Annotated in this window: 23 protein-coding genes and 1 pseudogene; 12 read left to right on the forward strand and 12 right to left on the reverse strand. The window is 66.3% G+C overall.

The genetic code is table 11. From position 1 onward, the window contains the following. Positions 1-13: 13 nt before the first annotated feature. Positions 14-1,054, reverse strand: a complete 1,041-nt coding sequence (locus DXK94_RS20030; RefSeq protein WP_079598389.1) for a universal stress protein — start codon at positions 1,052-1,054, stop codon at positions 14-16. Positions 1,055-1,491: 437 nt separating this feature from the next. Between DXK94_RS20030 and DXK94_RS20035 the strand changes: the two genes are divergently transcribed. Next, positions 1,492-2,118 carry an NAD(P)-binding protein gene (locus tag DXK94_RS20035; RefSeq protein ID WP_115526275.1) on the forward strand — a complete coding sequence of 209 codons (627 nt, stop codon included), beginning with the start codon at positions 1,492-1,494 and terminating at the stop codon, positions 2,116-2,118. 22 nt (positions 2,119-2,140) lie between these two features. Here DXK94_RS20035 and DXK94_RS20040 read toward each other — a convergent pair whose 3' ends face one another. After that, positions 2,141-2,758, reverse strand: a complete 618-nt coding sequence (locus DXK94_RS20040; protein WP_115526276.1) for a copper resistance CopC family protein — start codon at positions 2,756-2,758, stop codon at positions 2,141-2,143. 110 nt (positions 2,759-2,868) lie between these two features. On the opposite strand from DXK94_RS20040, the gene DXK94_RS20045 reads away from it, so the two are divergent. Continuing rightward, positions 2,869-4,311 carry an NCS2 family permease gene (locus DXK94_RS20045; RefSeq protein ID WP_115526277.1) on the forward strand — a complete coding sequence of 481 codons (1,443 nt, stop codon included), beginning with the start codon at positions 2,869-2,871 and terminating at the stop codon, positions 4,309-4,311. A 12-nt stretch (positions 4,312-4,323) separates the two neighbouring features. On the opposite strand, the gene DXK94_RS20050 is transcribed toward DXK94_RS20045, so the two are convergent. Then, complete coding sequence (locus tag DXK94_RS20050) at positions 4,324-5,628, reverse strand: sodium:proton antiporter (protein WP_079598385.1); 1,305 nt, start codon at positions 5,626-5,628, stop codon at positions 4,324-4,326. Between the two features lie 172 nt (positions 5,629-5,800). On the opposite strand from DXK94_RS20050, the gene hutG reads away from it, so the two are divergent. The 3 genes from hutG (at position 5,801) to DXK94_RS20065 (ending at position 8,381) form a co-directional block, all read left to right on the forward strand. Continuing rightward, positions 5,801-6,793, forward strand: a complete 993-nt coding sequence (gene hutG / locus DXK94_RS20055; RefSeq protein ID WP_115526278.1) for a formimidoylglutamase — start codon at positions 5,801-5,803, stop codon at positions 6,791-6,793. 89 nt (positions 6,794-6,882) lie between these two features. Beyond that, positions 6,883-7,374, forward strand: coding sequence for an ABC transporter substrate-binding protein (locus DXK94_RS20060; protein WP_115526279.1), 492 nt, complete (start codon positions 6,883-6,885; stop codon positions 7,372-7,374). Next, complete coding sequence (locus tag DXK94_RS20065) at positions 7,371-8,381, forward strand: cation diffusion facilitator family transporter (RefSeq protein WP_115526280.1); 1,011 nt, start codon at positions 7,371-7,373, stop codon at positions 8,379-8,381. Before DXK94_RS20060 ends, DXK94_RS20065 begins: the two co-directional genes overlap by 4 nt. Positions 8,382-8,408: 27 nt before the next feature. Here DXK94_RS20065 and DXK94_RS20070 read toward each other — a convergent pair whose 3' ends face one another. Next, positions 8,409-9,077 carry a response regulator gene (locus tag DXK94_RS20070; protein WP_079598381.1) on the reverse strand — a complete coding sequence of 223 codons (669 nt, stop codon included), beginning with the start codon at positions 9,075-9,077 and terminating at the stop codon, positions 8,409-8,411. After that, entirely contained in the window at positions 9,074-10,648 is a 1,575-nt protein-coding gene (locus DXK94_RS20075) for a sensor histidine kinase (RefSeq protein ID WP_115526281.1), read from the reverse strand. Before DXK94_RS20075 ends, DXK94_RS20070 begins: the two co-directional genes overlap by 4 nt. Before the next feature lie 294 nt (positions 10,649-10,942). Here DXK94_RS20075 and DXK94_RS20080 point away from each other — a divergent pair, with 294 nt between their 5' ends. From DXK94_RS20080 to DXK94_RS20095, 4 genes are all read left to right on the forward strand, one after another. Beyond that, entirely contained in the window at positions 10,943-11,953 is a 1,011-nt protein-coding gene (locus DXK94_RS20080; RefSeq protein WP_115526282.1) for a tripartite tricarboxylate transporter substrate binding protein, read from the forward strand. Continuing rightward, positions 11,950-12,462: a tripartite tricarboxylate transporter TctB family protein gene (locus DXK94_RS20085; RefSeq protein ID WP_079598378.1), complete on the forward strand. Its 513-nt coding sequence runs from the start codon at positions 11,950-11,952 to the stop codon at positions 12,460-12,462. The genes DXK94_RS20080 and DXK94_RS20085 overlap by 4 nt, the downstream gene beginning before the upstream one ends. Then, on the forward strand, positions 12,462-14,066 hold the full coding sequence (locus tag DXK94_RS20090) for a tripartite tricarboxylate transporter permease (RefSeq protein ID WP_115526283.1): 1,605 nt from the start codon (positions 12,462-12,464) through the stop codon (positions 14,064-14,066). The genes DXK94_RS20085 and DXK94_RS20090 overlap by 1 nt, the downstream gene beginning before the upstream one ends. Positions 14,067-14,131: 65 nt before the next feature. Beyond that, complete coding sequence (locus tag DXK94_RS20095) at positions 14,132-14,524, forward strand: universal stress protein (RefSeq protein WP_115526284.1); 393 nt, start codon at positions 14,132-14,134, stop codon at positions 14,522-14,524. Here the strand turns inward: DXK94_RS20095 and DXK94_RS20100 are convergent. Further along, complete coding sequence (locus DXK94_RS20100; protein WP_115526285.1) at positions 14,468-15,397, reverse strand: fumarylacetoacetate hydrolase family protein; 930 nt, start codon at positions 15,395-15,397, stop codon at positions 14,468-14,470. The two genes, DXK94_RS20095 and DXK94_RS20100, sit on opposite strands and share 57 nt — an antisense overlap. A gap of 233 nt (positions 15,398-15,630) precedes the next feature. Between DXK94_RS20100 and DXK94_RS20105 the strand changes: the two genes are divergently transcribed. After that, positions 15,631-15,891, forward strand: coding sequence for a hypothetical protein (locus DXK94_RS20105; RefSeq protein ID WP_115526286.1), 261 nt, complete (start codon positions 15,631-15,633; stop codon positions 15,889-15,891). A gap of 84 nt (positions 15,892-15,975) precedes the next feature. Here the strand turns inward: DXK94_RS20105 and DXK94_RS20110 are convergent, their stop codons facing one another. The 6 genes and pseudogenes from DXK94_RS20110 to DXK94_RS20135 form a co-directional block, all read right to left on the reverse strand. Further along, the gene (locus tag DXK94_RS20110) at positions 15,976-16,212 is read right to left on the reverse strand and encodes a hypothetical protein (RefSeq protein WP_079598373.1); all 237 of its coding nucleotides are present in this window, start codon (positions 16,210-16,212) and stop codon (positions 15,976-15,978) included. Positions 16,213-16,374: 162 nt separating this feature from the next. After that, positions 16,375-17,967: a histidine ammonia-lyase gene (hutH, locus tag DXK94_RS20115; RefSeq protein ID WP_115526287.1), complete on the reverse strand. Its 1,593-nt coding sequence runs from the start codon at positions 17,965-17,967 to the stop codon at positions 16,375-16,377. 90 nt (positions 17,968-18,057) lie between these two features. Next, positions 18,058-19,764: a urocanate hydratase gene (gene hutU / locus DXK94_RS20120; RefSeq protein ID WP_115526288.1), complete on the reverse strand. Its 1,707-nt coding sequence runs from the start codon at positions 19,762-19,764 to the stop codon at positions 18,058-18,060. Positions 19,765-19,959: 195 nt separating this feature from the next. Beyond that, positions 19,960-20,802 carry an IclR family transcriptional regulator gene (locus tag DXK94_RS20125; protein ID WP_395930138.1) on the reverse strand — a complete coding sequence of 281 codons (843 nt, stop codon included), beginning with the start codon at positions 20,800-20,802 and terminating at the stop codon, positions 19,960-19,962. 179 nt (positions 20,803-20,981) lie between these two features. Then, a complete protein-coding gene (locus DXK94_RS20130) occupies positions 20,982-21,956 on the reverse strand; it encodes an NAD(P)-dependent alcohol dehydrogenase (RefSeq protein WP_115526289.1) in 975 nt (324 codons plus the stop codon). Positions 21,957-21,973: 17 nt separating this feature from the next. Continuing rightward, a pseudogene (locus DXK94_RS20135) lies at positions 21,974-22,107 on the reverse strand (helix-turn-helix transcriptional regulator); the annotation flags it as partial. 183 nt (positions 22,108-22,290) lie between these two features. Between DXK94_RS20135 and DXK94_RS20140 the strand changes: the two are divergent. Continuing rightward, entirely contained in the window at positions 22,291-23,781 is a 1,491-nt protein-coding gene (locus DXK94_RS20140) for an amino acid permease (RefSeq protein WP_115526290.1), read from the forward strand. A 63-nt stretch (positions 23,782-23,844) separates the two neighbouring features. Next, positions 23,845-24,480 (forward strand): LysE family translocator, encoded by a 636-nt coding sequence (locus tag DXK94_RS20145; RefSeq protein WP_115526291.1) that lies wholly within the window; start codon positions 23,845-23,847, stop codon positions 24,478-24,480. Positions 24,481-24,561 lie beyond the last annotated feature (81 nt).

Genomic DNA, 24,561 nt, shown 5'->3' on the forward strand with positions numbered 1-24,561 from the left:
GGTGCCTGCCGTCTTAGGCGGCGTCGCCGAGGATCGGCCCGAAGCGGGCGCGGTCGGCGAGGCGGGGGTCTTCGCGGTCCGGAACCACCATCACCGGGCCCTTGGCATGGTGGAGCACCCCGTCGGACGTTGACCCCAGGAGCATCCCGGTGAACCCGCCGCGGCCGCGGGTGCCCACCACCACAAGCTCAACGTGCCTGCTTTCCCCAACCAGCACGTCCACGGGCGAGCCGTCCCGCAATTCCGACTCCGCCGGAAGGCCGGGGTAATGGCTCCGCAGCCAGGACATGCCGGCGTCCAGCGTTACCTGGATGTCCGCGAAGAGGGCCTTGCGGTCCATCGGAGCGGGCACCCAGGCGAGCGATCCGCTGTACTGGGGCACCGCGCACACCACACGCAACGCCGCGCCCAGCCGTTCAGCCTGGTCTGCAGCTTCCAGCACGGCAACCCGTGCCTGTTCCGAGCCGTCAACGCCGACCACCACCACGTTCTCCACGCGCTGGTGCCCTGCTTTGGCCTGTTCAGCCTTGATGCGCCGGTCCTCGGTTGTTTCGCCCAACCGGTCCGAACAGATCAGCGGCACCGTCACCGTCGGGCATTTGGCGTGTGCGGGCAGGGCGCTGCTCACCGAGCCAAGGAGCCGGCCCACGAAGCCGCCCCGGCCCCTGGTGCCGAACACCAGCAGTTCCGCGGTTTCGGACATTTCCAGCAATACTCCGGAGGCATCGCCGTTCTCCACGGAGGAGCTCACCTGGATGTCGTACCCGGCAACTTTTGCAAGTGCTTGCTTGACGATGGCCTCTGCACCCTCGCGGATCACCGAGTCATCCACGGTGGCGTAGCCGCCGTCAAGGCCGGACGCAGCGAAGATCGGCACGGAGTATGCCGTGACGATGTGCAACGGACGACGCCGGCGCTGGGCCTCGCGTGCTGCCCACACCAGGGCGCACTGGCCATGGTCCGAACCATCAACACCCACAACGATTCCATCGGGCGCGGCAGAAGTGCCACCACCGTCCCGTGCCGGGTCCGGATGCAACTCTCGTGCGCCCATGGGGCCGCCTCCTTGCGCTACTGCCTGATATTGCGGCTATTCTGCCAGAAGCCTGGCGTTCCCCAAGCACCCGGCCGGCAGCCGCAGCCGCCCGGGAAACAACCCGCCTCCACTTCTCACTATTCTCCGTCCGCTGTGCCATAGCAAGCCTGTTCAGGCCATGGAAGCGCAGGTTATCCACAAGATTTCCACAGGCTCACGGCAGTGCCGCGGAAAGCGCGTTCACCTGCAGAAGAATGTTTGCGTTTTGGGCTATGCCTGACCCGGATTGTTCTGTAGTCTTCAGGACATTGTTGGTCCGGGACGCCTACTGCCACTTCTTGTCAGGGCTGCCCGCCAACGTGCTGCGGCCGGACTTTGGGGGATACGGAACGCGCGCCGGCGAGGACGCCGGCACCTGCCGAAACTTTCGAAGGAGGGAAACTGTAGTGTCAAGCATGCCTGGGAGTGCCGGGACCGAACAGACCACCACCGTGATCATTGGCACGGGCCTCTCCGGCCTGGCCGTTGCCGCCGAACTGCGCCGCCGCGGCATCGACTCCATCGTGGTGGACGGGCTCGACATACTGGGCGCGGCCCAGCCGGCCAACACAGCTTCACTGCAGCGCTGCGATGCAGCGGACTCCGCCACCCTCCGGGAACGGAACGAGATCCTCCGGCACCTGCGCAACTACGCCGCCAGCCACCACGTGGACGTGCGGAACACCACCCGCGCCGTCCAGCTGACCATGGTGGAGCCCTCCCCGGCTGACGCTGCCGGCCCACAGTGGGAAGTCCACACCCCCACCGGCATCCTGGTGGCAGACCACATCGTCCTCACCCGCTGCGCCCACAGCCAGCTCCGGCGGATGATCAATGACTTCGGGATCGCCGTCGGCCGCAACCTTGCCGCCGCCATGCGGGCCATCGGCATCTACCTGGTGGGCGTTGGCGAGCTCATCACGCCGTCACCCAAAGAAGTCCTCCGCCAGGCAAAGACCGTTGGCCAGGCCATCTCCGCCAAGGTCCACCCGGACAGCACCGCCTTCCCGCCGACGGGAAGCTTTGCAATCCTGCCCTGCTAGTGATCCTGCCCTGCCGGTACGGCTATTTCCCGTCCGGCTGCTCTTCGCCGCCGGCGGACAGGCGGCGCTTCGCCAGGATGGCCAGCACCGCGAGCAGGCCCACGGCCACCGCGGCGAAAATGACGATGCTCCATTGGAACGGCTCCCCGGAGTTTGCCGGTACGGACGGTTCCGCCGTGACGCCAGGCTCAGCGGTGCCCATCCCCGGAACTGTTGCGGCCGCCGTCGAACCCGTTGCCGGGGCCGTTGCCTCCGCGGCGCCGGCCGCGGTGAAGCCGAACGTGCCTTCGATGGGATGCGAATCGGAGCTGACCACCCGCCAGGACACCGTGTATTCACCGGCCGGGCCGCCCGCCCGGAGTTTCTGCGACGCGACGTTGTCCACGATCTCAACCGGCCCGTCGGCCCATTCGGCACCGGAGGCATCCTTGACCGAGAAGGAGGCGCCGATGCCGAGCGGTTTGTTGCCGAAGGTGACCGACACCTGCGCGGGCGGGCTGGGCACGGACGCGCCCTGGGCGGGGCTGCTGGACTCGGCGGCGTCGTGGGCAGCGGCCGGGCCGGCAAAGCCCAGCAGGCCTGCGGCAAATACCAGGGACCCGAGCAAGAGGCTCAGCATTTGGCGGCGGATGGAACGCATGCGGGACTGCTCCTTGTGTTGGCTTCCTTACAGACTAGGGGAATTTGCCGGCCCTCCCGCCGTCACACCCATAGGATGCAGGTATCCCCACAGACTTCCCCGGAGGACTAATGCTTAAGCAAGGCTCTGCCCTGGACCGGTATTTCAAGATCACCGAGCGCGGCTCCAACCTCTCCCGCGAGATCCGGGGCGGCTTCGCCACGTTCTTCGCCATGAGCTACATCGTGGTGCTGAACCCCCTGATCCTTTCCGGCCCGGACTCGAGCGGCAACACCCTCGGCTTTCCCGCGGTTGCAGCGGTCACGGCGTTCGTGGCGGGCATCCTCACCATCCTGATGGGCGCGTGGGCAAAGCATCCTTTCGCGCTGGCCACCGGCCTTGGCGTTAACGCCTTCGTTGCCGTCACCGTGGCCACCAACCCCGGACTGACATGGCCGGACATGATGGGCCTGGTGGTCCTCTCCGGCGTCACCATGCTGATCCTGGTCCTCACCGGGTTCCGCACTGCTGTCTTCAAGGCCGTGCCGGACGGGATCAAGACCGCCATTGTGGTGGGCATCGGCCTGTTCATCGCGCTGATCGGGCTCGTGAACGCCGGCTTTGTCCGGCGCATCCCCGATGTTGCCGGCACCACCGTTCCGGTGGGCCTGGGTTTTGACGGCAAGCTCCTGGGCTGGCCCACCGCCGTCTTTGTGTTCGGCCTGGTCCTGACCATCGCCCTGGTGGTGCGCAAGGTCAAAGGCGCCATCCTGATCGGCATCATCACCTCCACGGTCATCTCGGTGATCCTCGAACTCACCCTGCACATCGGACCCAGCGTGGTTCCCGGCCAGGAATTCAACCCGCAGGGCTGGTCCCTGGTGGCCCCCGCGTTCTCGGAATGGGCCGCCCCTGACCTCTCCCTGATCGGCAAGGCAAACCCGTTCGGCGCCTTCGACAACCTGGGCTTCGTGGCCGCCACCCTGCTGGCCTTCGTCATCCTGCTCAGCATCTTCTTTGACGCGATGGGCACCATGGTGGGCCTGGCGAACGAGGCAGGCACCGTGGACGAGCACGGCAACATTCCCAACGTGGACCGGGTCCTCCAGGTGGACGCGCTGGGCGCGATCGTGGGCGGCGGCGCCTCCGTGTCCTCCAACCAGATTTACGTGGAAGCCGGCGCCGGCATCGGCGAAGGTGCACGCACCGGCATCGCCTCGATCGTGACCGGGCTGCTGTTCCTGGTGGCCATGTTCTTCACCCCGCTCATCAACCTGGTCCCGTTCGAAGCCGTCGCCCCCGCCCTTGTGGTGGTGGGCTTCATGATGGTGTCCCAGGTGGGCAAGATCGACTGGCAGGACTGGGGCATCGCCATCCCGGCCTTCCTCACCTTCACCCTCATGCCTTTCACCTACTCCATCGCCAACGGCCTGGGCGCCGGGTTCATCGCGTACGTGCTGATCCGCACTGTCCAGGGCAGGGTCAGGGACATCCATCCGCTGATGTGGGCTGTGGCAGGAGCCTTCCTGCTGTTCTTCGCGGTGGGTCCCATCGAGGCTGCCCTGGGGATGTAGCCCGTTCCCGGCCTATACCGGGGTGTTGGGGGCGAGCCCTTCGTCCCCTGAAACGGCACGGGCCTTCTTCTCGCGAAGCCGGTCCAGCCGGTTCATCAGGGGCGAGGTGGTGGCGCCGTGGATCACGATGGACAGTGCCACCACCAGTCCCACGAAGGCCCACAGCCACTCTGCCTGGCCGCCGAACTGCCCTTTTCCGAGGGCGTAGGCGAGGTAGTACAGGGACCCGATCCCGCGGATGCCGAAGAAGGACAGGGCGATCCGCTCACGCGGGCCGGTTTTCCCGCCCAGCAGCCCCACCCACCCGGCCAGCGGGCGCACCACCAGCAGGAATGCCAGCGCCACGAGCACCTCGGCCAGTCCGATGCCGGCCAGCAGTCCGCGGGCAATGGCGCCGCCGAGCAGGACCAGGATCACCACGGTCAGGAGCCGCTCCAGCTGCTCCACGTAGGAATGGAGCACGCGGTGGTAGCCGTGCGTATGCTCTGCGGCCCGGATGGTGACGGCGCAGACGAACACCGCGATGAAGCCGTAGCCCTCCACCATCTCCGTCAGCCCGTACGCCAGGAACGTCGCGGCGAGGGCCACGAAGCCCTCCGAGTGGTTGGACAGCCGGAGGCTTTCTTTCCGGGCCGAGAAGAAGAGCCGGCCCAGCAGTTTGCCCATCAGGAAGCCCAGCAGCAGGCCAATGGCCAGCCGCCACAGGACGTCCACCCCGAACCATTCCAGAAACCACGAGGACGGGGACGATCCAGCAATGCTGATGGCGATGGCCAGGTAGACGAAGGGAAACGCCAGTCCGTCATTGAGGCCGGCCTCCGAGGTGAGGCCGAACCGCACCTCATCCTCCTTGTTGGCGCCGTCGTCGTGGTCTGCCGGCTCCCCCACCTGCACCTCCGACGCCAGGACGGGGTCCGTGGGAGCCAGGCTGGAGGCCACCAGCAGTGCAGCGCCGAGGCCCAGGCCCAGGAACCACAGCCCCAGCAAGGTCAAGGCGACAATGCACAGCGGCATGGCGATCCCCAGGAGCCGCCACGTGGTGGACCACTCCTTGCGCCCCACCGGCCGGTCCAGTGCCAGCCCCGCGCCCATCAGGGAGATGATGACGCAGATTTCGGCGAGGTGCAGGACGAAGTCGCCGTGCGCCACCGGGTCCGGATCGGGAAGCGTGGGGATCAGGGCGAACACTCCCATTCCGGCTCCGAGGAAGACCATGGGCATCGAAAACGGCATGTTGCGCAACAGCTTGGGCAGCACCGCGGCGATGAACACCGCCACGCCGGCGGCGGCAAACAGGAGGTTGGGGGCTTCAAACATGCGTGCTCTCCGGACTGTTCATTGCGCCCGTCCGGCGCAGGCAAACGTTCTGCGGTCCCAAACGGGATTGCTCCACCATAGCCCCTGCCGTTTTGGACATGGTTCTTGGATTCCAGACACGACGACGGCGGCGCTGCTGGTTTTCGCCGCCTGCATGCGGTGAGCTTGAGGCATGCCTGCCGTGAGCCCCGCCGTCGATGTCCCGCCCCAGCCCTGGACGGGAAGGTTCGACGGGGACGGGCCGGAGCACCGCCGCTGGTGGCAGGCCGTGGCAGAGTACGGCCAGGCAGGACCGGGGGCAGTCCCCGGGAATGCCGGCGGCGGCGCCCAAGCTACCGGTGACGCTTCCAAGCCCGTGGCCCTGCTGGGCTTTGCCAGCGACGAAGGGGTGCGCCGGAACAAGGGCCGCACCGGCGCGTCCGCGGCACCCGCCGCCCTGAGGAAGGCTTTGGGTCCCCTGGCGTTCCACCTGGACCGCAGCATCGCGGACGCAGGTGACGTTGTGGTGTCCGGCGGCGACCTGGAAAACGGCCAGGAACGCGCAGGCCATACGGTGACGGAGTTGCTCGACGCCGGGCACTTGACCGTGGTGCTGGGCGGCGGCCACGAAACGGCCTACGCAAGCTACCTCGGCGTCAGCGCTTCCCAGGCAGTCCAGGGCGGCCAGCGGCTGGGCGTGCTGAACCTCGATGCCCACTTTGACCTTCGGGACGAGCCGGTTCCCAGCTCCGGGACACCATTCCTCCAGATGGCAAAGGCGGAAGCTGACGCAGGGCGGGACTTCCGGTACGCCGTGGTGGGTATCTCCGAAGCCAACAACACCAGGGCGCTTTTCGACACCGCAGGGCGGCTGGGCGTGCGCTACCTGCTGGATGAGGACTGCGACGCGGAGCGGGTCCGGGCTTTCGTGGCCTCCTTCCTGGCGGACATCGACGTCCTGTACCTGACCATCGACCTGGACGTGCTTCCCGCGGCGGTGGCTCCGGGGGTCAGTGCCCCTGCCGCATATGGCGTGCCGCTGCCCGTCATCAGTGCTGTCTGCCGCCAGGTGGCCTGGAGCGGCAAACTGCTCCACCTGGACGTTGCGGAGCTCAACCCCGCGTTCGACGTCGACGGCCGGACAGCGAAGGTTGCGGCGCGGCTGCTGGACACTTTGCTGCGCTGAATGCGGCCGAGGTTCCCCACAGATTTCATCGAATGGTAAGCATGCTGTCTATCATGAAGATGAAAGTACCTGCTGGAAGGAGAGTGCCAATGCGGCGTCACACGTTAGTGGCCGTCCTGCTGGCCGGGGTGATGCTTGTTGCCGGTTGCGGGACGTACCCGGCGGACCCGCAGGGCACGCTGGAGAAAGTCCGGGGCGGTACCCTTCGCGTGGGTGCCAGCCCGAACGGTGACTGGGTGCGGATTTCCGGGCAGGACACCCTTGGAACAGATGCTGTCCAGGGCTCGGAGGCGGAACTGGTGCGGCAATTCGCGCAGGCGCTGGGGGCGGACGTCGAGTGGACCATCGGGACTGAGCAGGTCCTGGCTGAGGAGCTCAAGCATGGCGGGCTGGACCTGGTGATCGGTGGCCTGGATGACAAGACGCCTTGGTCCACGCATGCCGGCCTGACGCGCCCCTACACTGAATCCAGGGACGGGCGGGGATCACTGCACAAGCACATCATGCTGGTTCCGATGGGCGAAAACGCGTTCCTGCTGGAGCTGGACACCTTCCTGAAGAGTGCGGCGGCCCCGGCATGAGCGCGCCCGGCAGCGGGACTGCGGTGCGGTTCGGCCACACGGAACTGCCGCAGGAACAGCAGGACGCCCTGCGCAAAGCCAAAAAGTACGAATGGATCACCATCGGATTCCTGGCGGCCTCCACAGCCCTTGTGTTTGGGGTGCTCGGCAACTCCCAGGCGATGAAGGCCGCATGGGTGGAGGACGTCCTGTCCTTCCTGCCGCCCGCTGCCTTCCTTTTCGCCACACGCGTCATCCGCAGGCACCCCAGCGAGGACCATCCCTACGGCTACCACCGGGCGGTGGGCATTGCGCATGTGGTGGCGGCGGTGGCCCTCACCGTCATGGGCACCTATCTCATCGTGGATTCCGCCATTGGGCTGTTGAGCGCCGAACATCCCACGATCGGCGGCTTCGACTTTTTTGGCCAGACCATCTGGCTTGGTTGGCTGATGATTACGGCAATGGTCCTCACGGCAGGGCCGCCCATCTGGCTGGGCCGGGTCAAGATGAAGCTTGCAGAGAAGCTGCACGACAAAGTGCTGTACGCCGACGCTGACATGAACAAGGCGGACTGGATGACCGCCCTTGCTGCTGCCGTGGGAGTGGCAGGCATTGGGATTGGCTGGTGGTGGGCGGACTATGCCGCAGCCCTGGTCATCTCTGCGAGCATCCTGCACGACGGTGTCCGGAACACCCGGGCAGCGGTCTCGGCCCTGATGGACAAACGCGCCATGACCTACGACGACGGCGCGCCCCACCCCCTCGGGCGGCAGGTGGACACCTACCTGCGCGGCCTCCCGTGGGCAGAGACGGCAAAGTCACGGATCCGGGACGAGGGGCACGTGTTCCACGTGGAGTCGTTCGTGGTTCCGGCGGCAGGGACCATGCCCACCCTGGACCAAATTGAGGCCGCACGCGAAGCCTGCGTAGCCATGGACTGGAAGGTCCAGGACATGGTGATTGTCCCGGTGGCTGAGCTGCCCTCAGAATTCCTTCCCGGCCCCACGCCTGGCGGCGAACACTAGGACTGGCTGCCGGGTTCCCGGCGCTGCCTACTTGCCCTTCATGACATAGCGGCGCTCGGGACGTCCCACACCGTACTTGAGCCGGACGTCCAGGGTGCCTTCATCGTGCAGGTACTCCAGGTAGCGGCGGGCACTGACGCGGGACGTGCCGAGTTCCTCTGCCAACTCGGCGGCCGAAAGGTCACCGGGGGCTGCGCCCAGGGCAGCCTCCACCAGCTTCAGTGTCTCCACGCTGCAGCCCTTGGGCAGCGGCCGCTCGCTGCGGTCCAGGCCGAAGACCCGGTTAACGTCTGACTGTTCCGCAATGTCCTTGGACGCGTCGAGGCTCTGGTAGGCGCTGCGGTAATGCTCCAGCCGCTCCTGCAGGTCCGATTGCGAAAAAGGCTTGATGAGGTAGTGGACGATGCCTCCCCGGAGCGCCTTCCGGACGGTCTCCACTTCGCGGGCAGCGCTGATCACCAGCACATCCAGTTCCGGGGCCACCTCACGCAGTTGCTGCATCAGGTCCAGGCCATTAATGTCCGGCAGGTGAATGTCCAGCAGCACCAGGTCCGGCTGCAGCCGTTCGGTTTCGATGACCGCCTGGGCGCCGGTATGGGCCGCACCAACCACCTTGAAGCCGGGCGTCCGCTGGATGAACCCGGCGTGGACCTTGGCCACCATAAAGTCGTCATCGACTATCAGGACGTTGATCATGCTTCTGCACCTCTTTTGAAGCGGGCGGTAAAAACCGCCCCGTTGCTGTTGGCCACCGTCAGGTCGCCGCCCGAGCGGCGGCAGACCACGCGGGAGAGTGCCAGGCCAAACCCGCGCCCGCCCTCCCGCCTGGAATCCTTGGTGGTGAATCCCTGCCGGAAAATGTCCTCCGCCTTGTCCGCCGGAACGCCGGGCCCGTTGTCACGGACGGTGACGGTAACCTCGCCGCCCGTCTCCTCCACAAGCACCCGGACGGAGGCCTGCCCAACCCCGGCAACGGCGTCGAACGCGTTGTCCACCAGGTTTCCCGCCACGGTGGCAAGGTCGCGCGAAAGCTCATCATTGACCGGACGCAGCGATGATTCGGGATCCAGCTGGAGCGCCACGCCGCGTTCCGCCGCCAGGCTGGACTTGGCGATGAGCAGCGCGGCCAGCGCAGGGTCATGGATCCTGGCCGTGACCTCGTCACTGAGCCGGGTCCGGTCCACCGTTGCCCCGTTGACGAACTGCACCACCGAATCGTAGTCGCCGATTTGGATCAGGCCGGAGATGACATGCAGCTGGTTGGCGAACTCGTGTGCCTGTGCGCGGAGGGTGTCCGTGGCGGTGCGGGTGGCGCCCAGTTCCTTTTCCAGGGAGGACAGCTCGGTCCTGTCCCGCAGGGTGGTGACGGAGCCAATCCCGCGGCCGCGGGAACGGATGGGAACCCGGTTCAGCACCACCAGCCGCTCGCCCACCAGGACCAGTTGGTCAGGGTCCGGCTGGTCGCGGGTCAGCACCACTTTCAGTGCGGGATCCACGGGAAGTGATGCAAGCTTCTTGCCCACGCAGTCCGCAGGCAGTCCCAGGAGTTCCCGGGCGCTGTCATTGGCCACAGTGATGCGCTCGTTCGGATCGAGGGCCACCACGCCTTCCTTGAGCCCGTGCAGCATGGCCTCACGGTTTTCCACCAGGTTGGTAATCTCGCTGGGTTCCATGCCCAGGGTCTGCCGCTTGACGCGGCGGGACAACAGGAGGGAGCCCGCGACACCCAGCACGCTTGCCACCCCCACGTACGTGAGCAGGTTGGGGACGGCATCGCCCAGCCGCTCCAGCGTGGTGGGATAGTTCCTGCTGACCGAGGCGATGCCGATCATTATCCCGGCGTCGTCCAGCACCGGCACGTGGGCGGACAGGAGGGCTGCGCCGCTCCCGGCCACCACTCCGGTCCAGGCACGGCCGTCCATCACCCGGCTCTCCCCCAGTTCCAGGTGCTGGCCCAGGAGCCCGGGGTCGGACGAGGCCACCACAGTCCGGTCCAGCTTCGCCAGCGCCACCTGGGACGCCCCGGAGACTGTCCGGACGGACTCGGCCACTGCCGGGAGTGCTGCGCCCACGCGGGGTTCGGCGGCGGGAAGCAATTCACGGACGGCGGGGTTGTTGCCGAGCGCTTCGGCGGCGGACAGCGCACGGCGGCCTTCGACGCGCTCGAAGGCGGCCGCGGACTGGGCCAGGGAGATGGCCACCACGGCCACCAGGACTGCCAACACAATCAGCAACTGCAGCACGAGGTACTGCCCCGCGAGGGACATCCCTCTTCGTCGAGTCACGGTGGTTGGTCCTTAAGTTTCAGCAAATATGTCCGGCCGGGCCACTGGTCCTGCGGCCACCGGCGGAGGTACGGGAACTATACCGCAGGCGGAGCAGGCGCACGGCTGGCAGGGCCTCCCAACCCCGGAGGCGCCCGGCGGTGAGGGATTCCCGAAACGTGAACGCAATGAACTTAACTTTCTCTGCGTACATAAGAGTGACCGGCATCACGGCGGAACCTAGCATCGAAGCACAAGTCAGTCTTGCTGATCATTTTTCATGAGAAGAGGAACACCATGCGCCAGATCCGCGCATTGCGAATCGCCGCCGTCGCCGCCGGCATCGCCCTGATGGCCACCGGCTGCGGTGCCACCGGCAAAAGCTCCACGGGTACGGAAAGCTCCGGCGCTGCCGCCGGGCCCATCTCCGGCCTGCAGATCATGGTCCCCAACACTCCGGGCGGCGGCTATGACACCACCGCCCGCGTGGCCGCCAAGGTCCTCGACGACGAGAAGGTTGCCACCAACACCGAAGTCTTCAACCTCGCCGGTGCCGGCGGGACCGTGGGCCTGGCCCGCATCGTGAACGAAAAGGGCAACGGCGACCTCACCATGCTCATGGGCCTGGGCGTGGTGGGCGCGAGCTACACCAACAAGTCCGAGTCCAAGCTCACGGCCACCACTCCCCTGGCACGGCTCATCGAAGAGCCCGGCGCCATCATGGTCAGCAAGGATTCGCCCTACAAGACCATCGATGACCTGGTTGCCGCCTGGAAGGCTGATCCCGGTTCCATCAGCGTCGGCGGCGGCTCCTCCCCGGGCGGCCCGGACCACCTGCTGCCCATGCAGCTCGCCGGCGCCCTGGGCATTGACGCCACCAAGGTGAACTTCGTTTCCTACGACGGCGGCGGGGACCTCCTCCCGGCCATCCTCGGCAACAAGGTGGGCTTCGCGGCCTCCGGTGCCGGTGAGTACCTCAAGCAGATCGAATCCGGTGAAGTCCGCGTCCTGGCCACGAGCGGCGAAGAGCGGCTGGAAGGCGTGGACGCCCCCACGCTGAAGGAATCCAACATCGACCTGGTCTTCACCAACTGGCGCGGCATCGTCGCCCCTCCGGGCATCAGCGACGAGGACAAGGCATCCCTGATCGCCGCCCTTGAGAAGATGCACGCCACCGAAGGGTGGAAGGAAGCACTGAAGACCAACAGCTGGACCGACGCCTTCATCACCGGCGACGAGTTCGAGACCTTCCTCGCCGAGCAGGACAAGCGGGTGGCGGACGTCCTCACGAAGCTTGGCTTGGCGTGAGCTCCTCCCCAACACTTGCCTCACGGCTGAAAGGCCGCGCCGAGCTGGGGGTTGCCCTCCTGCTCGGCGCGGCCGGCGCCCTGGTCATCTGGGACGCGGCCCGCATCTCCACCCCGTACTCCCAGTCTGATCCAGTAGGACCAAAGACCCTCCCGTTCATCGTGGGCGCCATGCTGCTGGTCTGCGCCGTCCTGCTGGCCGTCAACGTCCTCCGCGGCGGCCAGGGCGAGGCGGAAGGCGGCGAGGACGTGGACCTTACCCACCCCGCCGACTGGAAGACGGTCCTGCCCCTGGCAGGCGCCTTCATCCTTAACATTCTGCTCATCGACTGGGCCGGCTGGGTCATCTCCGGAACGGTACTGTTCTGGGGCAGCGTCCTGGCCCTGGGCAGCCGCCACTACATCCGTGACGGGATCATTTCCCTGGCCCTGGCCCTGCTCACCTTCTACGGCTTCTACCTCGGCCTCGGCATCGCACTGCCGGCCGGACTCCTGGAAGGAATCCTCTGATGGACGTCTGGTCCTCACTGATGGACGGTTTCGCCACCGCCCTGACCCCCATGAACTTCCTCTACGCCGTGATCGGCGTACTCCTGGGCACCGCCGTCGGCGTCCTTCCGGGCCTGGGCCCGGCCATGACCGTTGCCCTGCTGCTCCCGGTCACCTACGCCCTGGAACCCACCAGCGCCTTCATTATGTTCGCCGGCATCTACTACGGCGGCATGTACGGCGGCTCCACCACCTCCATCCTGCTGAACACACCCGGCGAGTCGTCGTCGGTGGTGACGGCGATCGAAGGCAACAAAATGGCCAAGGCGGGGCGTGCGGCACAGGCGCTTGCGACGGCGGCCATCGGCTCCTTCGTTGCCGGCACCATCGGTACCGCCCTCCTGGCAGTCTGCGCCCCGGTCGTGGTGGAATTCGCCGTCAGCCTGGGCGCGCCGAGCTACTTCTCGATCATGGTGCTGGCCCTGCTGGCCGTCACCGCGGTCCTCGGTTCCTCCCGCCTTCGCGGCTTCGCATCGCTGGGCCTTGGCCTCGCCATCGGCCTGGTAGGCCTGGACGTGGTCACGGGCCAGGCCCGGCTCACGTTCGGCGTGCCGCTCCTGGCCGACGGTCTGGACATTGTGGTGGTGGCGGTGGCGATCTTCGCCGTCGGTGAAGCCCTCTGGGTGGCCGCCCACCTGCGCCGCAACCCCCTGCAGATCATTCCCGTGGGCCGCCCGTGGATGGGTAAGCAGGACTGGAAGCGGTCCTGGAAGCCCTGGCTCCGCGGGACCGCCTACGGCTTCCCCTTCGGTGCACTGCCCGCCGGCGGCGCCGAGATCCCCACGTTCCTCTCCTACGTCACCGAGAAGCGCCTCAGCAAGCACCCCGAGGAGTTCGGCAAGGGCGCCATCGAAGGCGTGGCCGGTCCGGAAGCTGCCAACAACGCTGCAGCTGCCGGCACCCTGACCCCCATGCTTGCCCTGGGCCTGCCGACCAACGCCACCGCCGCGGTGATGCTCGCAGCGTTCACCAGCTACGGCATCCAGCCCGGTCCCCAGCTCTTCTCGAGCCAGGGCCCCCTGGTGTGGGCGCTGATCGCCAGCCTCTTCATCGGCAACCTGCTGCTGCTGCTGATCAACCTGCCGCTGGCACCGATGTGGGCGAAGCTCCTGCAGATCCCGCGCCCGTACCTGTACGCCGGCATCCTGTTCTTCGCCACCCTGGGCGCCTACTCGGTGAACCTGCAGGCGTTTGACCTGGTGCTCCTGCTGGCGCTCGGCGCGCTGGGCTTCATGATGCGGCGTTTCGGCCTTCCGGTCCTGCCGCTGATCCTCGGCGTCATCCTGGGCCCGCGCATCGAGAAGCAACTGCGGCAGACGCTGCAGCTCAGCGCCGGTGACCCGGCCGGCCTGTTCAGCGAGCCGATCGCCGTCGTCATCTACATCATCGTGGCCATCATCCTGGTGTGGCCGTTCATCTTCAAACTCATCCGGCGCAACCGCCCGGCGTCCACCACCGCGATCCCCGCCAACTCCGGGGCAACCGTGCCGAGGGAGGCCGGCGGCAGCGTGAGCCACGGCAGCCACCGCGCCGACGGAATGGCCGACGGCGAGGGCGACGGCTAGGACAACCTTCCCGGGCCGCCGCCCGCCCATCACTAACCGACATTCATCACAATTAAGGAGCGACCATGACCATTGTGGTGGGATACGTCCCGACACCCGAGGGCGAAGCAGCCCTGACCCAGGCCATCCACGAAGCCCGGAAGAGCAACACCAAACTTTTGGTCATCAACTCATCCAAGGGCGACGCTTTGGTGGACAACCGCTACGCCCAGGATTCGGACATCCAAAGCATCGAGGACCGCCTGGCCACCCAGGGCATCGACCATGTGATCAAGCAGCCGGTCCGTGGCCACGATGCCGCCGCCGAGGTCCTGGACGCCGCGGAGGAGAACAACGCCGAGCTGATCGTGATCGGCCTGCGGCGCCGCACTCCGGTGGGCAAGCTCATCATGGGCAGCGTGTCACAGCGCATCCTGCTGGAGGCCGACTGCCCCGTCCTGGCGGTGAAGGCCGGCTAGTACGCCGGATCCCGCTCGGTACAGTTCCTGGCGCTGGCGGCCCAGCCCTTCCACCTCTACCTCCACCACATCGCCCGGCTGGAGGTAGGGGAAGCGGCCGCTGAGGGCCACCCCTTCCGGAGTCCCGGTGATGATGACATCACCGGGCTCCAGCCGCATGTACTGGCTGCAGTGGTGGACCAGGGTGGCAGCGTCGAAAATGAGCTCTGATGTGGTGGAGTCCTGCCGCGGTTCCCCATTGACCCAGCTGCGCAGCCGGAGGTTCCCGCTGTCGACGTCTTCCGCAGGGACAAGCCACGGACCCAGGGGTGTTGACCCTGGCAGCGTTTTGCCCTTTGTCCACTGCCCGGCGGCCCCGGGCAGCTGGTACTCACGCTCCGAGAGGTCGTTCGCCGCGACGTACCCGGCGATGCAGGCGGCCGCTTCATCTGTGGTTGCGAGGTAGCTGGCTTCCCGGCCGATAACGATGCCCAATTCCACCTCCCAGTCGTACTTGCTGGAGAGGGGCGGAACGGGGGCGGCGTCGTAGGGCCCGGCCACTGTGTTGCTGGGCTTGAGGAACATGACAGGGATCTCCGGCGGCGCAGAACCGGACTCCGCTGCATGGGCCGCATAATTCATGCCGATGCCCACCACTGTTCCCGGCCGGGCCACGGGAGCTCCCACGCGCAACGTTTCTGCGTTCTCAAGGACGGGAAGGGTTCCCGCTGCCAGCGCCTCACGCGCCCGGTCGAGGCCTCCTGATGCCAGGAAGGCGCCGTCCACATCCCGCGTCAGGGGCAGCAGGCTGAAGTACCGGGAGGAACCATCGCCGGCAGGAACCATCACGGCCGGCTGTTCCTTCCCGGCCTCGCCCAGGCGCATGATTTTCATGGTGAATCTCCTTCGATCCGGGATGAGTGGAGGACTGTTTCCTATCGTGGCGCGGCGGCACCTCCGGCCGCAAAACGCACCGATTGTGACCGGAGCCAGGCTGCCGTGCAGTCTTCTGTGCTTGCTCGTCCGGCGGCCGTAGAGTGCTGGGGATTCAGCAGTCATCTGACATCTCCCGGAGCGGCCGGTAGACTGGGTGGGCCCTCAGGCAGGAAACACAGAAAGTTCAGCACATGACTACAGCCACGTTGGAGCGCCGCCCGGACGCCGCGGACTCCGCAGAAGCACATGCGAGCCGGTCCATCGACCTGGAATTTTCCAGCGCCCGCGAAGTACACGCCGGCCTGGAAGAGGCCGTTGCAGAGCTGATCGAGGTGGCGGCAAAGGATGCAGCCTGCGGCATCCTGGTGACGAGGCTCCACCCGGGACGCTACACCGTAGCCCTGGACGAATCAGTACCGTTCGGGGAAACCTACGAGGCGTTCGCAGCCTGATTTTCCCATCGCGGAAAGCCAAAACGCACAAATCCCCGCCCTGCCTTTCGGCAGTGCGGGGATTTGCTGTATCTGCTGGGGCTCCTAGCCGCGGCGGACCTGTACGCCGTCGGACTTCAGGAAGAGCTGCTTTTCTGCCGGGCCCGCCGGCACAAGCCACAGGACGTTTCCGCTCTGCGACACCTCTTCCACCTCCCCGGCCGCTACCACATGCGCATGCTTGATGATCTCGACATGGTCACCAACCGAAAGGCTCTTCCAGTTGGATACCACAGCGGAATGGGCATTGCGCCTCGATAAGACTGCCCCACGTGCTTTCATTTGAACTTCTACCCCTTTGTATACGTTCTGCGCCACAGCCTCGTTGATGTGACTTTCACTACATCTTCAGTTCTACTACACTCTTCCGCCCACGGTTGGCCGTGTCGCCGAAAATTCCGCCCCTTGGACAGGAGCTGTCCGCATACTGAAGATTCTTCGATGTCAGGCAAGCGGGCCTACTGCTGATTCGGCCGCCCTCCGCACCTCCCCGGACGCCACCAGCCGGTCCGCCGCTTCCAGCTCGGGTGAGAGGAAGCGGTCCGTTCCCGGCCCCTCGACGACGTCACGCAGGGCAGCGACGACGGCGGAGCCCGCGGGCCCCGGCGTCAGGACGCCGCCGGACAGCTGGCTCCGGATGTCCAGGGCCCGGGCCGAGGTAACCAGCTCAATGGCCAGGACGCGGCGCAGGTTCTCGACGGCCTTGCGCAGCTTCCGGGCTGCATGCCAGCCCATGGACACGTGGTCTTCCTGCATGGCCGAGCTGGGGATGGAGTCCACGGATGCGGGGACCGCCAGCCGCTTGTTGTCGGACACCAGGCCCGCCTGGGTGTACTGGGCGATCATGAGCCCGGAATCCACACCAGGATCCGCCGCAAGGAAAGCGGGGAGGCCGTGCGATCGGGCAGGATCCAGCATCCGGTCCGTCCGGCGCTCCGCGATGGAACTCAGGTCCGCGACGGCGATGGCCAGGAAGTCCAGCACGTAAGCCACCGGGGCGCCATGGAAGTTCCCGTTGGAGCTGACCCGGCCATCCGGCAGCACCACGGGGTTGTCGATGGCAGCGGCCAGCTCGCGCGACGCCACCAGTTCAGCATGGTCGATAGTGTCCCTGACGGCGCCGGCCACCTGCGGTGCACAGCGGAGGGAGTAGGCGTCCTGCACCCGTGAATCGCCCACCCGGTGGGAAGCAACGATGGGCGAGTTGGACAGGACGCGGAGCATGTTGTCCGCGCTGGCAGCCTGGCCGGGGTGCGGGCGCAGCGCGGCATGGAGCTCCGGCAGGAACACCTGGTCGGTGCCCAGCAGCGCCTCGACGCTGAGCGCCGCGGTAATGTCCGCCGTCGTCAGCAGCCGGCGAAGGTCAGCGATGGCCATCAGGAGCATGCCCAGCATGCCCTCGGTGCCGTTGACCAGGGCCAGGCCTTCCTTTTCGGCGAGGGTGACCGGCTCGATGCCGTGATCGGCGAGCAGCTCCGCAACGGTGCGCTGCCCGGCGGCGCCAACCAGTTCGCCGTCGGGCCCTTCCGCCTCGCCCTCACCCATGAGCACCAGCGCGCAGTGCGACAGCGGGGCGAGATCACCGGAGCAGCCGAGCGAGCCGAATTCGCGCACCACCGGCGTGATGCCGGCGTTGAGGACGTCCACCATGGTCTGCAGGACCACGGGCCGGACCCCGGTGCGGCCCGACGCCAGGGTCTTGGCGCGCAGGAACATGATGCCGCGCACCACCTCGCGCTCCACCTCGGGCCCCATGCCCGCGGCGTGGCTGCGGATCAGGCTCTTCTGGAGCTGGGTGCGCAGCTCGGTGGGGATGTGGCGGTTGGCGAGGGCCCCGAAGCCGGTGGAGATGCCGTAGGCCGGGACGTCGCTGGAGGCGAGGCCGTCGATGTGGGCGCGGACCTTGGCGACTGTTTCGAGGGCTTCCGGGGCGATGGCCACCTTGGCGTCGTGGCGCGCGACGGCGACAACATCCTCGGGCGTGACGCCGCTGGAGCCAAGGGTGATGGTCAGCGGTTCGTGGGTTATCAATGTCATGATTCCTACTTTTTGTGGTGTGCGGGGATCGATTGCTCCATAACTGTCGTTTTCGGGGCTCTAAACGACAGTTACGGAGCAGTCGATGGACTAGTTGGTCCCTGAAGATTCGTTCATCGGGATGCGGACGCCGCGTTCTTTGGCGACGTCGAGGGCCCGGCTGTAGCCGGCGTCGGCGTGGCGGATGACGCCCATGCCGGGGTCGTTGGTGAGGAGGCGTTCGAGCTTTTCGGCGGCGAGGTCGGTGCCGTCGGCGACGGAGACCTGGCCGGCGTGGATGGAGCGGCCGATGCCCACACCGCCGCCGTGGTGCAGCGACACCCAGGTGGCGCCGGAAGCGGTGTTGAGCAGGGCGTTGAGCATGGGCCAGTCGGCGATCGCGTCCGAGCCGTCGGCCATGGCCTCGGTTTCGCGGTAGGGGGAGGCGACGGAGCCGGAGTCCAGGTGGTCGCGGCCGATCACGATGGGCGCCTTGACCTTGCCTTCCTTGACAAGCTGGTTGAAAAGCAGCCCGGCTTTGGCGCGCTCGCCGTAGCCCAGCCAGCAGATCCGGGCCGGCAGTCCTTCGAATTCAACCCGTTCCTGCGCTGCGTCGATCCAGCGGTGCAGGTGCTTGTTCCCGGGGAAGAGTTCCTTGATGGCCTCGTCGGTGACGCGGATGTCTTCGGGGTCTCCGGAGAGTGCCACCCAGCGGAACGGGCCCAGACCCTCGCAGAACAGCGGCCGGATGTAGGCGGGGACGAAGCCCGGGAACTCGAACGCCCGGGTGTAGCCGCCCTTGCGGGCCTCGTCGCGGATGGAGTTGCCGTAGTCAAAGACCTCGGCGCCGGCGTCCTGGAATTCCACCATGGCCTGGACGTGGCGTGCCATCGAGGCCTGGGCCTTTTTGGTGAAGCCTTCCGGGTCCGCGTCGGCTTCGCGGTGCCACTCTTCGACGGAGATGCCCTCGGGCAGGTAGGACAGCGGATCGTGGGCGGAGGTCTGGTCGGTGACGATGTCCACGGTGAACTCACCGGCTTTGTGGCGGCGCAGGATCTCCGGGAAAACTTCCGCTGCGTTTCCCACGTAGCCCACGGACCAGCCGCGGCGCTCTTCCTTGGCCTTGAGCACCTTGGCGATGGCGGCGTCGAGGTCCGTTTCCACCTCGTCCAGGTACCGCTTGCCGGCACGGCGGCGCAGGCGGGTCTCGTCGACGTCGACGATCAGGCAGGCGCCCTCGTTCAGCGTGACCGCGAGCGGCTGCGCGCCGCCCATGCCGCCGCAGCCGCCGGTCAGGGTGAGTGTCCCGGCGAGGGTGCCGTTCTCATCTTTGGTGAGCTTGCGGGCGATCGCCGCGAACGTCTCGAAGGTGCCCTGCAGGATGCCCTGGGTGCCGATGTAGATCCAGGACCCGGCCGTCATCTGGCCGTACATCATCAGGCCCTCGGCCTCGAGGCGGCGGAACTCGGGCCAGTTGGCCCAGTCGCCCACCAGGTTGGAGTTGGCCAGGAGAACCCGGGGTGCCCATTCGTTGGTGCGGAAGACGCCCACGGGCTTGCCGGACTGGACCAGGAGGGTCTCGTCCTTCTCCATGGTTTCGAGGGTGCGGGTAATGGCGTCGAACGCTGCCCAGGAGCGCACGGCCCGGCCGGTGCCGCCGTAGACCACCAGGTCATCCGGACGCTCGGCCACTTCGGGGTCCAGGTTGTTCATGAGCATGCGCAGCGGCGCTTCGGTCTGCCAGCTCTTGGCGGTGAGCTCGGTGCCGCGGGCTGCTTTGACCGGGCGGGCACCGGTGGTGAAATCGGCGGGTGCCATGGTGGCTCCTTTTCATTGTGCGTCTGTGCGTGGAAGAAGTTCTGTATCAACTAAAGCCCGTTACGAAGAGGCTTTATAGGGGTTTTGGGTGGGTGCTGTCCGGCATTCCAGACAAGCCCGGCGGGCCGGGTTGCTCTATCACTCAAGGCTTCCACTCCGGGGTTTTAGCAGCCTTAGGTGATGGAGCAACGAGGATTATTTGACCGGTCGGCCGTGGATGCGGACCGAGAGCTCGTCTGCGACCTTTTGGACACGCGCCGCCAGGACGGGCCACTCTTCCGGCTGCAATTTGTCCTCAAGGAATGTGACCGCCACGGCCGCGGTGGGCCAGCCAAGGTGGTCGGTCACGGCGGCGGCGATGGAGCCGAAGCCGGGGGTGACCTCGCCGTGTTCAGTGGCGTAACCCCTTTGCCGGACCCGGTCCAGGTGTGAGGACAAGGCGGAGTACTTCATGATGGGCGACTCGGTCTCGTGCCGGGCCGTAAATGCGGCTGCATTCGGGTACAGCGCGCGGACCTGGGATTTGGGCAGGGCGGCAAGGATGGCGCGCCCGCTGGCGGTGAGGTGGCTGGGGAGCCGGACGCCGACGTCGGTCACCAGCGACGGGCGGTTCTTGGCCCGCTCCTCAACAATGTAGAGGACATCCCGCCCGTGCAGCACGGCCAGGTGCGCGCTCTCCCCCAGCGCGTCCACGAGGGAAGCAAGAAGAGGGCGGCCCAGCCGCGACAACGGTTCCTGCCTGGAATACGCAGAACTGAGCTCAAAGGCGCTGATCCCCAGACCGTACCGCTGTTCTTCATGGAGGTGGAGCACAAACCCGTTGGCCTCCATCACTCCCAGCAGGTGGTAAACGCTGGACCTCGGCAGGCCCAGGGAAGAAGCAATTTGCGAGGCTGCCATGGGACCGCGGCGGGAGGCCAGCAGTTTGAGGATGCGCAGGGTGTTTTCGGCGGCGGGAACCTTGGACGCCGCCTTTGATGTGCTGCCGGCCAGCGGCCTCGCTTCCGTAACTAACACCGGAACTCCTCCATTTCTCATGTGCGGCCCGGCACTATCCGGAATCCCGTACTTAAGCTTGCGCCCTTCGTTCCCCCGGAAGCACTGCGTAAGCCTAGGCACTGTCCGGGATACCAGATAGTGCCGAGACGTCTGACGGCACAATGCAGTCAGGACCAGCCCCGGTGGCTTGACCGGGTCAGAGCGCGGGATTTCTGGCGTTATGAAACCCCGACCACTACCTTGCCCCGGCTCCGCCCCTCGTGCAGGTATCTGACAGCGGCCGGAGCTTCCTCAAGGGGGAAGACCTTGTCGACGGCAGGCTTCACGCTGCCTGCTTCAATGAGCGATGAGAGTGCTTCCAGGTCCAGGTTTGTCTCCTTTGAGACAAGCCCCTTGAATTTCTGGCGCGAGAAAAGTGAAGCAAAGGGCGCCCCAATCGACCGCTCAAAGCCGCCGGTCAGCTTGCCGCCCCCTTCGCCTCCGACGATCACCAGCGTTCCCTGTGGCGCGAGCACCCGCCGGAGGACGGACAGGGGCCGGTTGCCGGCGGTATCCAGGATGACGTCGTACAGCTTTCCGCCACTGGCAATATCAGAATTCGTATAGTCGATAACTGCATCGGCCCCGAGGGACCGGACGAGGTCCATCTTGCCGGTACTGCAGACCCCGGTGACCTCCGCCCCGAAGGCCTTGACCAGTTGCACGGCGAAGGAGCCCACTCCCCCGCCCGCCCCAATGACCAGCACCTTTTGCCCAACGGTGACCTCGCCGGCGTCGCGGACAGCCTGAAGGGCCGTAACACCGGAAATGGGAGCTGCCGCCGCCTCCTCGAATGAGAGGTTCACGGGCTTCCGCGCCAGCTTGTCCTTCCTCCCGCAGACGTATTCCGCAAAGGACCCCTCGCAGGTTCCATAAACTTCGTCGCCCACCCGGAAGCGGTCAACATCGGCTCCCACAGCCTCCACAACGCCGGCCACCTCCCGGCCCCGCACAGGCGTCTTGGGCTTCCCCAGTCCGTAACCGAAGAGCCTGATCAGATAAGGCAGCCCCGTCATCAGGTGCCAGACCCCCTGGTCGACGCCGGCGGCCCGCACCCGGATAAGGACCTCACCATCACCCGGCACTGGCCGCGCAATCTCCCGCAAATGAAGCACGTCCGCCGCTCCATAAACGTCCTGCACGATAGCTTCCATGGCTGATCTCCTTCTGGCTGCGGGTACTGGAACACGTCCTCAAGCGATACGCCGAGCACGTGGGCGATCTGGAAGGCCATCTCCAGCGACGGCGAATACCGGCCCTGTTCGATGGCAATGACGTCTGGCGGGTGACCCCCACCCGCGCGGCGTCACCAACGTAAAGAGAACCCGACACCGCGTCAATAGTTCTGTACCAGCGAGCAGAAAGAAGCAGGGAAGAACCAGCCAGTCTGCGATAAAAGACACCAACCTCCCGTGAGGCTCATCACCCCGCACTCGAAAGTGGTCTGCTGGTTACCGGTTCCCCTCCCAATGACGAGAAGGTATTTGCATGCAAGCAGCACCAAACCCCACCAGGAACGAAAGTCCGGCCGGACAGCGAACCCCAGCAGCCGCCGTCGGGAGCGTCCTTAACCGAGGACTGAACGTCCGCCACATCCGGTTCATGGCCCTGGGCTCGGCCATCGGCACCGGCCTCTTCTACGGGTCCGCCTCGGCCATCCAAAAAGCCGGACCGGCCGTCCTGCTGGCCTACATCATCGGCGGCGCCGCCGTGTTCATGGTGATGCGGGCACTGGGCGAAATGGCCGTGAGGCACCCCGTCTCCGGCTCCTTCGGACAGTATGCAAGCCGTTACCTTGGCCCCCTGGCCGGCTTTGTCACCGGCTGGACCTACGTCTTTGAGATGGCAATTGTCGCCATCGCGGACGTGACAGCCTTCAGTATCTACATGGGCTTCTGGTTCCCCCAGGTGGACCGGTGGATCTGGATCCTGGCCATCATCTGCTTCCTGGCTGCCCTGAACCTCCTCAGCGTCAAGGTCTTCGGGGAGCTGGAGTTCTGGTTTTCACTGATCAAGGTGGCCGCCATTATCGCCATGATCGCCGGCGGTGCCGCGATCATCGCCTTCGGCTTCCAGGCGGGCGGTTCCAGCGTCGCGCCGGGACTGGGAAACCTCGTTGAGCACGGCGGCATGTTCCCGCATGGCTTCGAAGGGCTCCTGGCATCCTTCGCCGTGGTCATGTTCGCCTTCGGCGGGATCGAGACCCTGGGCATTACCGCCGGCGAGGCCGCAGACCCGAAGAAGGTCATCCCCAAGGCCGTCAACACCGTGCCGGTGCGCGTCCTGTTGTTCTACGTCCTGACCCTGGGTGTCCTCATGAGCCTCTTCCCCTGGAACGAGATCGGCAGCAACGGCAGCCCGTTCGTGCAGATCTTCAGCGGACTCGGCATCCCTGCGGCGCCGCACATCCTCAACGCCGTCGTCATAACGGCCGCCCTTTCCGCGATCAACAGCGATATCTTCGGTGCCGGGCGGATCCTCTTCGGGCTGTCCAGGCAGGGCCACGCCCCGGCCGTCTTCGGCAAGGTGTCCCGGCATGGGGTCCCCTGGATGACGGTGGTCATGATGACGGCCATCCTTCTGGTGGGTGTGGTCCTGAACGCTGTCATTCCCAAGGATGTCTTCATCCTCATCGCCTCCATCGCCACCTTCGCCACCGTGTGGGTGTGGATCATGATCCTCGCGTCCCATGTGGCAATGAAGCGGGAGATCGCACGGACCGGCCTGCCGGCGTCGGAATTCCCCTCGCCCTGGTGGCCGGCGGCCTCTGTCCTCACCATTGCCTTTATGGCACTGGTCATCGCCGTCCTGGGCGCGTTTGAGGACACGAGGATCGCGCTCTACGTGGGCGGCGCGTGGCTGGTTGCTCTGGTCCTTGCCTACCGGCTGTGGATCAAGGGTGACGGACGACGGCGGGCCGAACTTGTGGACGAGACCTCACCGCTGCCGGCGGTCACGGCGGTCCGCGGCGGCGATTAGGTCCCGATCGGGCGGCTGCGGCCAGACCCAGCCCGCCCGGTCCTTCCGGGGCTAAGATCAGGCATGGTTCCCCTCTCCAACCTGCTGGCGTTTTCGTTGGCTTCAGTGGTGTTGATCGCCGTGCCGGGGCCGAGCGTCCTGTTCGTGATCGGCCGCTCGCTGGCTCTCGGCTGGAAGGGCGGAGTCCTCACCGTCCTGGGCAATGCGACCGGCCAACTGGTCCAGGTGGCAGCAGTGGCCCTGGGCCTGGGCATTGTGGTGGCACAATCCGTGATCCTCTTCAGCGTGGTGAAGTTTGCCGGTGCCGCTTACCTCGTTTACCTGGGGATCCAAGCCATCAGGCACCGCCACAGCCGCATCGAGGCCGAAAACCAACCAGCCCATGCCAGGCCCTGGCGGCTGGTGGGAGAGGGCGCAGTGGTTGGAGCCACCAACCCGAAGTCCGTGGTTTTCTTTGTTGCCGTGCTGCCGCAGTTCGTGGACTACGCGTCGGGTGCCATCCCGTTCCAGCTGGGACTGCTCGGTTCGGTGTTCCTGGTGATCGCCCTGGTCTCGGACAGCATGTGGGCCATCGCCGCAGGGACGGCCAGGCAATGGTTTGCCCGCTCGCCCCGGCGGGTTTCAGCCGTGGAGGCAACCGGCGGAGCCCTGATGATCGGACTCGGCGGCACCCTCGCCCTCACCGGCAGCAAGTCCTGAGAACCAGCCCTCAGGGCCGAGCCCGCGGCAGTGCCGCCGATCCCAGAGACAGAAAGTGCCCGGTCCCACCAGGGAACCGGG

Source organism: Arthrobacter sp. RT-1, assembly GCF_003367205.1.
Taxonomy (GTDB): domain Bacteria; phylum Actinomycetota; class Actinomycetes; order Actinomycetales; family Micrococcaceae; genus Arthrobacter.